A 7,757-nucleotide genomic window follows, 5' to 3' on the forward strand; every position below is an offset into this window, starting at 1 on the left:
TTATAAAGCCTCGGGCCGGATCTTTTCACTCACTCCCTGTTTTGTCAATCTCTCTCCACGCAACTTCTGAGCATCTCGACATTGTGTTCAATATAGCTGAGCGTCACCTTAATATCGCGGTGGCCGAGTAGTTTCTGCGTGACATACAAATTTTGCTCCGGTTTCTGCATCAATTCTGTGGCAACGGTATGACGGTAGCGATGTGATGAAAAACGGCTGTGGCAGGCATCGCTGAGTTTGGCAAAGAAATAGCTCACCTGATTTTCTGTCATCGGTTTACCCTGGCGCAGCGTCCGCCGACTGAAACGATTGATGTTGAACAACTGATCGTCAGCCCGTATTCCCTTTGTTTTCGCTTCTTCAAGCAGATGCTCCAGATAGGGCCGTAACCGGGAGGCGATGGGAACGATATGTTCATCATGGCTTTTGCTGCCTTCGCTTTGAATAAACAGCGTGTCATGGACCAGATCGATATCCCTGACTCGCAGGTGAATAAGCTGATTCAGCCGGATAGCTGTGTAGTTGAAGGTTTCGACCACGGTCAGCCAAAACCATGCCGGATATAAAGGCGAACGATAGCCGCGCTGCATTTTCTCCCGTTCGATAAATTGGTTCAGTACTTTGCGGGATGCGACGATTTGCTCGCGGGTCAGGGTTTTCTTTTTCTTACGAGATTCCCGCAGCGATGTTTTCTGGAATGGGTTGATAAACTGCTCCAGTAGCCCCTGCTCAATTGCGAAGTTATACAAGGCCCGCATATGGCGCATATAGTGATTCCAGCTTACTGGTTTGATACATCGCACATTTAACAGGTAATGACGCCACTCCAGTACCATATGAGGTGTGACTTCGGCGGGCAGTATGTTGCGCCAGTGGGTAAACTGATTTACCGCCGTGCAATAGCAGCTCTGGGTATCAGGGCGCAGCAGACGGGCAAAAAAATACTCTTCCAGGAGCTGTTCAAAGGTCATTAGTGTCTTCTCCTTCACTGAGCAAGAGATGAGGGTTATTAAAGGGAACGTCATCTCCAAAAAGCGGCGTGGGATCGTCAAGCAGATATCCCTTCAGACGTGAACAACGGCGTGGACCGACAACGGCGCAGTGCCAGATGTTGAGGCCGTTTTTTTGTTTTCGGTGAAGATTCAGGTTCTGGAACTTCTTCTGTACCTCCCGCCAGTATTCTTCAGGGACATTCTGACCACAGGTGCTAAGCCAGAGTTTGAAAATACCGGGCGTCACCAGAAACACCGATCCGGCGACGGTATGGATCCGGGCGTTAGGTTCGTTGACTTCCAGATGTTGAGCCTGAACGTTACGAACCAGCCACTGCCAGAAGGCTTCGCCTGAAAGTGCGGTATCGTTCTGTTCGGGTTGAGGGGATAGTTGTTCTACTACCGCGTCCGTTGCAATCACTGCTTCTGTCTTATTCAGGACACCCGCAATCGGCGTGACGGTTCCACTAAAGGTTGTGGGCCGCTGTTGTGGATCTTCCCAAATCAGCGAAGGAGAAAAGCGCAGTAACGTAAGTTCACTGTTCCAACCGCCGCTGGCTTCAATCCGGCAATGCCAGATGGCTTTATCCTCACAGGGAATGAGCAACTGGTGTGCCTGCATCTCATCGAACAGCCGCACGTTATGTTGCGGTACGGCGTCAATCCCCTGGTGCAGCAGCCAGCCGCGCACGGCATCGGCAGCGTTCTTACTGACCAGCCACAGCGCCTCTTCCGTTAGCCAGCCGTCAGAGCCACCGTTCGGGTTGTTGAGTCGAAACTCATTTGCCAGCAGGTCGCGCAGGGCGGCGATGATTTGCTGCGGCAGCGAGGTTTGCGGACGATGGATAGCCTTGACCGGATCGCCGCCGAGATTAAACGCTACCGACGCCCGGTCGGCTTTCTGCACCAGTTCACCTGCCAGCCCGGCATACTGATATTGCCCGTTCAGGCAGTGAAGCAGGGTGGATAAGGCAACTGAATCAGCAGCGAGCCAGTCTAGGCTTTCCGGTGGGAGAAGTTGAGTAAGTAGAAGGGCTGCCGCAGCCGGATGGCGCAGATAATCACGTTGTGGCAGATAGCGAAACCGATAAGGCTGGGTTAGCGGGCCATGCCATGGAAACCAGCGTTGCCCGCTGGCATCTTCCACCTCAATATCGGTGATGAGTTTGCCCAGATCATGCAGCAGTGCGGCGTAGATAATGACCGTTGTCCAGCGTTCGGACTGAGCAGCCTGATCTTCCGGCGCTGCATCAGGCGGGAAAAGATAACTCTGCCGCAGTCGTGCGGCATAGCAGGCGGCTTCGAGGCTGTGATCGAGCAGGCCACCTGCGTGGGAGTGGTGGTGGTTTTCCGAGGCTGGGAACAACTGCGCCAGTTCTGCGAAGCGGTGGATTGGTATCAGCCAGAAGCGTTCAAACAGTGAGGCGGGAAGGGCGGTGCTCTGGCGAATAAACTGGATCAGCTGTTGGCGGGTAGTTTCAGCCAGTAGCGTTTGCGCAGATTCAGGATGCAGCCATCCCTCCGTGACGTCGGGTTCGCCAGTGGATGGTGTGGTGTTTTGCTTTTTGCGCGTCAGCCATATCCGCATAATGGCCCTTTCCCCTTTTTCGGGTAAGCCCCTTACCCCTTCACTCTCTTCCCCTTAACCTTTTGGATTTTGCCTTTTGGTGCCGTCAGATTTGGGGTGAAATTGTTTATTGGGTCGCGCAAATTTATTGGAGTGGAGAAAAACGGCAGAGCAGGGATGCTCCGCCGTTGATATGAAGGTCATGCGCTCAGCGCTAACGGCTGCTGCGCCCGTTCAAGCAGATATTCACAGGCATTACGCGCTAATCCACTGGCGCGGAAAATTGCTTTTTTGTCCTGCTGCAACACCTTCAGCCACGATGCGATGTAACTGTCATGCTGTAGCTTTGACTGGATACCAACATGAGCACACAGGAACGCTGCTCCCATTTCAGCTACGAGTTCTTCAAAACTATACGTCGGATCGCCGAAGGTATGCTTTCCGGCAGTGATGCCGTCCCGATTCAGCCGTGAAGCGTGTCCGGTAGCGTGCGTTAGTTCATGCAGCAGCGTGCCGTAATAATCTTCACGCGAAGTGAACTGCTCAGGATGCGGCATGATGATGCAGTCGCGCCCCGGCGAGTAATACGCCCGGTTCTGGCGTCGGTGAGAGATCACCACCGCGCTTTGCCGGGCAACCTGCTCAGCGGCAGCGATAGGATCATCGACCATCACGACAGGCTGTGAAAACGCCTCCGGCAGTCCTTCACATTGCTGAATATTGAACAGCTGGAACTCGCGTACTACGGCGTAGGACGTCAATTTAGGGTTGCCGTCAGCATCAAGAACCGTGTTCCCATTGCGGTCTACTACCTCGCGTTGTTGGGGCAGATAGAACACGGCCAGTGTAGATTTTTCGCCTTTGCGGATGTTACCGCCCGCATTGCGAATTTGTGTGAAGGTCAGCCAGCGATCGCTTTCATATCCCTGCCGCTCTGCGCTGTTCCAGAGCAGAGGAATATTGATGCCGTGATAAAACCGCCCGGACAGGGCATTCATCGGCACCACCGGTTCCCCTTCCCGCCATGGGCGAACCCAGGGGATCACGCCTTTCTCCAGCGCGGCGATAATTTCATCGGTGACTTTCTGGTAAAGATCGTTGCTTCTGTTCATAAGCGTAACCTCATGATAAAGAAGCCGGGTACAGCGCTCCCGGTCGGGAGTCGCCCGGCACGGGGAGTAAAGGATGCTGAGGTAATCAGCTGGTGTGAAGGGCGGTAACCAACAGGTGGTTATCTTCAAGCGTTAAGCGCAGCGGCGTCATCAGCGGTACATTGCTGCTGCCGTCGGCGGGAAAACAGTACAGACCGAAATTAATACTCTTACGGTCCGGGCCTGCACTTTTGAATGTCAGTATGGTCGCGACAATCAGGTTTTCGAGGCGGTCATCTTCCTGAGAGGGATCGGGTGGAAAACTGACTACCTTTTCCCAGGCCTCAGATGAGATAGACAATGATAAGGATGTTGCTTCAGTGATGGATGAAGTTGGCATAGTATTTCTCCAGTGATGAAAGCAGAGAAACACCGCCCGACAGGGAGAGATTCCCTGCATGGTGGGGTAGAGGATGTATCAGGCGCTAAGCGCTGTCCGCGAGGATGATACGGAGCGGACGAAAAGGCGAGCCTCACCGGGAAGGTGGCAACCTGAAGGCTCTGGTTGCGGGTCAAACTTCGTACAGATTAATATGGTACCAATAATAATCAAGAGTCTGGTTTCTCTGGGCGATAGTTTGGCGCTTATTATTCTGAAGCACAGACTGGTGTACAGGATTTATCCGCTATAGGGGGTAAATGTAATTTATCCTCTGGAGAGGATAAAGCATATTGGGAAATCGATGATACCTGCGAGGCTTACGGCTCAGGCTTTGAAGATCTGCTTACGATGCCAGCCGACGTATTGTTCAGTGGGCCACAGCGATATGTCATGAGGAAGATGCAACTGTTGGCCGTTCCGTTGCCAGAACAGGTTATCTACCACCGGGCTACGGCTGACGCCGCCGGAGATGCGGATAGTCAGATTCTCATCCAGCCCGAATGCGCCCATATCAAAAGCATCATGGTGCAGCGAACAGAGTGCCAGACCGTTGTTTACCACACACGGCCCACCGTAGGTTTTCCAGTGGATATGGGCTGCTTCAATACCAACCAGCGCACCATCCAGCCGTAGATCGTAACCGCAGAAAGCACATCGCGAATGATATGCCCGGAGAACGATATCTCTGAAGCGCGGATCGCGGTTCTTCGAACGATCGATAAAATCCAGACCCAATTGGTTGGCGAGGATCCTCTGAATACTCTCGGGGAAACGATCGATCAGAATCTGCTGGGCCAGTTGGTCGATCATCTCCGGATGCGCCAGCAACTGCTGGTAAGCCGCTTCATCAAAGCCGCCTGCTACCTGGTTATCAATTAGTTCTTTTTTTGTCGGCTGGGTGTTGCCTTTACGCGGTTTACAATCCTCCGCGTTAGTGATTTCCCAGAAGCCGTCAGTTCTGAGCCGCCAGAAAGGCATATTGGGATAGTCAGTGCGTCGTTTAGGGCCAAACTCTTTCAGCAGGCGAGTAAGCGGTTCGTGGATCTCAAGGCCGTAGTTGAACAGGCGTGGGTGGCCTGCTTTGTACTGCGACAACACATACAACAGCAGCAACGGCTTATGCGGCGCGCATACGTCTCCTTGACGCCACACAGAAACGTTGGAGATGGCTGATTGCAGCGTTTCGAGAGATATCATAGGAATGAACCGGGTAACAGGCTGATGTTATTGCGATCATGCTCGCAAAAGCGGTGAAATTCAATTGTGGTTTGTCATGTTGGTGACAGAGAAATCGATGCTTTAAGTCTGTAACTCTGAAAGGTAAACTGGGCCCATCCACAGGAGTTGTAAACCACGCATTGCTTAAAAGCCGATACGCAAAGCCGTGCGTACAAACGCAGGAAGGCATATGACTAGTCGTCCCCAGATGATAATCAACGTGTTACAGGCGAATCCGGGTAAGCAGTTCACTGCCCGCCAACTGGCGCAGAAAATCATTGATCACTACAGCGCCGAACTGGCTGAAAAACGTAAAAATCCACGTTTTGCCAGCGATGAGGCTTTTTTAAGCCAAATTACCGCTGAAGTTGGTGGTAGTCGGACTGTTAAAGCGAAAGCTATGTGTCCGCAGGTGATGACGCGTGATAAGCCAAGACCGCGATTGTTTTATTGGGGAGGGTCTGTGGTTGAACAGGCGGATGCTAATGTAGCCCCCGAACCAACAGTTGAAACTGTTAGCTTTACCGAGCATTCGTTGTATCCGATCCTGATTGATTACCTTTCACAGGAAGAGGGGTTACTGTGCCGTCGTATTGACGAAAAGCGCTCCAGTAACAACAAAGGGTTGGGTGGCAACCATTGGCTTTATCCCGATATTGTCGCATTGGATCCTCTTGATAAAGAGTGGGATGATGTTGTGCAAAACTGCGTTCGCCATAGTGAAGGTCGTTTAACGCGGCTGTGGTCCTTTGAGGTTAAAAAGCAGCTCAATCGCAGCAACGTGCGTGAATGTTTCTTCCAGGCGGTCAGCAATTCCAGTTGGGCACATTTCGGCTATCTGGTGGCGACTGAAATTAACGAAGACAAGCAACGTAGCGTGGAGCGTGAACTTCAGATGCTCTGTGCGTTGCACGGTATCGGTGTGATCCTACTGGATCCACATGATTTCTCTAATAGCCAGACGTTGATCCCGGCGCGTGAACGTACCAGTGTGGACTGGCAGTCAGTGAACCGTCTGGTGGAAGAAAATCGGGATTTTAAAGATTTTATTGAGCTGGTGGGTGAGTACCATCAGACAGGAAAAATACACAAATCGTTGTGGAACAAATGATCCATAACAATTATGCGAACAATTGATAAAACTATGGTTTACAAAAAGATAGAACCGTAGTTGACGAGGCAGTTTTCTGAGAAATACATGAAATTAACTCTTACCCAGCTTGAAATGACCTGCCCCCACGATTAGATACAACACTCAGTTAGTAACGTCGGAATCTTCATTCTCAGAATGACCCTTTCTCCAGCCCGCTGCAAATTCAGACGGTGTCTGATAATTCAGCGTGGAGTGCGGGCGGCATTCGTTATAATCCTGCCGCCAGTCATTAATAATTTTCCTGGCATGAACGATATCGCTGAACCAGTGCTCATTCAAACATTCATCGCGAAATCGTCCGTTAAAGCTCTCAATAAATCCGTTCTGCGTTGGCTTGCCCGGCTGGATTAAGCGCAACTCAACACCATGCTCAAAGGCCCATTGATCCAGTGCACGGCAAGTGAACTCCGGCCCCTGGTCAGTTCTTATCGTCGCCGGATAGCCTCGAAACAGTGCAATGCTGTCCAGAATACGCGTGACCTGAACGCCTGAAATCCCAAAGGCAACAGTGACCGTCAGGCATTCCTTTGTGAAATCATCGACGCAGGTAAGACACTTGATCCTGCGACCGGTGGAAAGTGCGTCCATGACGAAATCCATCGACCAGGTCAGATTGGGCGCCGCCGGACGGAGCAGCGGCAGACGTTCTGTTGCCAGCCCTTTACGACGTCTTCTGCGTTTTACGCCCAGGCCACTGAGGTGATAAAGCCGGTACACGCGCTTATGATTAACATGAAGCCCTTCACGGCGCAGCAACTGCCAAATACGACGGTAGCCAAAACGCCTGCGCTCCAGTGCCAGCTCAGTGATGCGCCCTGATAAATGCGCATCAGCAGCCGGACGGTGAGCCTCATAGCGGCAGGTCGACAGGGATAAACCTGTAAGCCTGCAGGCACGACGTTGCGACAGACCGGTCGCATCACACATCAACATCACGGCTTCCCGCTTCTGGTCTGTCGTCAGTACTTTCGCCCAAGAGCCACCTGAAGCGCCTCTTTATCCAGCATGGCTTCGGCAAGCAGCTTCTTGAGTCTGGTGTTCTCTTCCTCAAGCGACTTCAGGCGCTTAACTTCAGGCACCTCCATACCGCCATACTTCTTACGCCAGGTGTAAAACGTGGCATCGGAAATGGCATGCTTGCGGCAGAGTTCACGGGCGGGTACCCCAGCTTCGGCTTCGCGGAGAATACTGATGATCTGTTCGTCGGAAAAACGCTTCTTCATGGGGATGTCCTCATGTGGCTTATGAAGACATTACTAACATCGGGGTGTACTAATCAACGGGGAGCAGGTCA

General features: G+C 52.1%; 7 protein-coding genes. 1 reads left to right on the forward strand and 6 read right to left on the reverse strand.

What is annotated here, in order from left to right:
• Positions 1-44: 44 nt before the first annotated feature.
• From OGV85_RS04585 to OGV85_RS04605, 5 genes are all read right to left on the reverse strand, one after another.
• Positions 45-971, reverse strand: coding sequence for a tyrosine-type recombinase/integrase (locus OGV85_RS04585; RefSeq protein WP_061547568.1), 927 nt, complete (start codon positions 969-971; stop codon positions 45-47).
• Positions 961-2,580, reverse strand: coding sequence for a MobH family relaxase (gene mobH / locus OGV85_RS04590; protein ID WP_061547567.1), 1,620 nt, complete (start codon positions 2,578-2,580; stop codon positions 961-963). The genes OGV85_RS04585 and mobH overlap by 11 nt, the downstream gene beginning before the upstream one ends.
• 179 nt (positions 2,581-2,759) lie before the next feature.
• Positions 2,760-3,671, reverse strand: a complete 912-nt coding sequence (locus tag OGV85_RS04595; protein WP_061547566.1) for an ArdC family protein — start codon at positions 3,669-3,671, stop codon at positions 2,760-2,762.
• Positions 3,672-3,756: 85 nt separating this feature from the next.
• On the reverse strand, positions 3,757-4,050 hold the full coding sequence (locus OGV85_RS04600) for a hypothetical protein (RefSeq protein WP_006686434.1): 294 nt from the start codon (positions 4,048-4,050) through the stop codon (positions 3,757-3,759).
• A 366-nt stretch (positions 4,051-4,416) separates the two neighbouring features.
• Complete coding sequence (locus OGV85_RS04605) at positions 4,417-5,289, reverse strand: phosphorothioated DNA-binding restriction endonuclease (protein ID WP_061547564.1); 873 nt, start codon at positions 5,287-5,289, stop codon at positions 4,417-4,419.
• Between the two features lie 211 nt (positions 5,290-5,500).
• Here OGV85_RS04605 and OGV85_RS04610 point away from each other — a divergent pair, with 211 nt between their 5' ends.
• The gene (locus OGV85_RS04610) at positions 5,501-6,421 is read left to right on the forward strand and encodes a COG2958 family protein (protein ID WP_061547563.1); all 921 of its coding nucleotides are present in this window, start codon (positions 5,501-5,503) and stop codon (positions 6,419-6,421) included.
• Between the two features lie 144 nt (positions 6,422-6,565).
• Here the strand turns inward: OGV85_RS04610 and OGV85_RS04615 are convergent.
• Positions 6,566-7,686, reverse strand: a protein-coding gene (locus tag OGV85_RS04615; protein ID WP_085950818.1) for an IS3-like element ISSen4 family transposase whose coding sequence is annotated in 2 segments (ribosomal slippage) — positions 6,566-7,428 and positions 7,428-7,686 — 1,122 coding nt in all. Because the reading frame shifts where the segments join, the coding sequence is not laid out codon by codon here.
• Between the last annotated feature and the right edge of the window lie 71 nt (positions 7,687-7,757).

The sequence above is a fragment of the Citrobacter sp. Cf132 genome (assembly GCF_030333885.1).
GTDB lineage: Bacteria > Pseudomonadota > Gammaproteobacteria > Enterobacterales > Enterobacteriaceae > Citrobacter > Citrobacter freundii.

What these genes read in the sequence shown, in the direction of transcription:
- OGV85_RS04610 (WP_061547563.1), top strand. Translation starts at nt 5,501, where the DNA reads ATGACTAGTCGTCCCCAGATGATAATCAACGTGTTACAGGCGAATCCG.
- mobH (WP_061547567.1), bottom strand. Translation starts at nt 2,580, where the DNA reads ATGCGGATATGGCTGACGCGCAAAAAGCAAAACACCACACCATCCACT.
- OGV85_RS04605 (WP_061547564.1), bottom strand. Translation starts at nt 5,289, where the DNA reads ATGATATCTCTCGAAACGCTGCAATCAGCCATCTCCAACGTTTCTGTG.
- OGV85_RS04600 (WP_006686434.1), bottom strand. Translation starts at nt 4,050, where the DNA reads ATGCCAACTTCATCCATCACTGAAGCAACATCCTTATCATTGTCTATC.
- OGV85_RS04585 (WP_061547568.1), bottom strand. Translation starts at nt 971, where the DNA reads ATGACCTTTGAACAGCTCCTGGAAGAGTATTTTTTTGCCCGTCTGCTG.
- OGV85_RS04595 (WP_061547566.1), bottom strand. Translation starts at nt 3,671, where the DNA reads ATGAACAGAAGCAACGATCTTTACCAGAAAGTCACCGATGAAATTATC.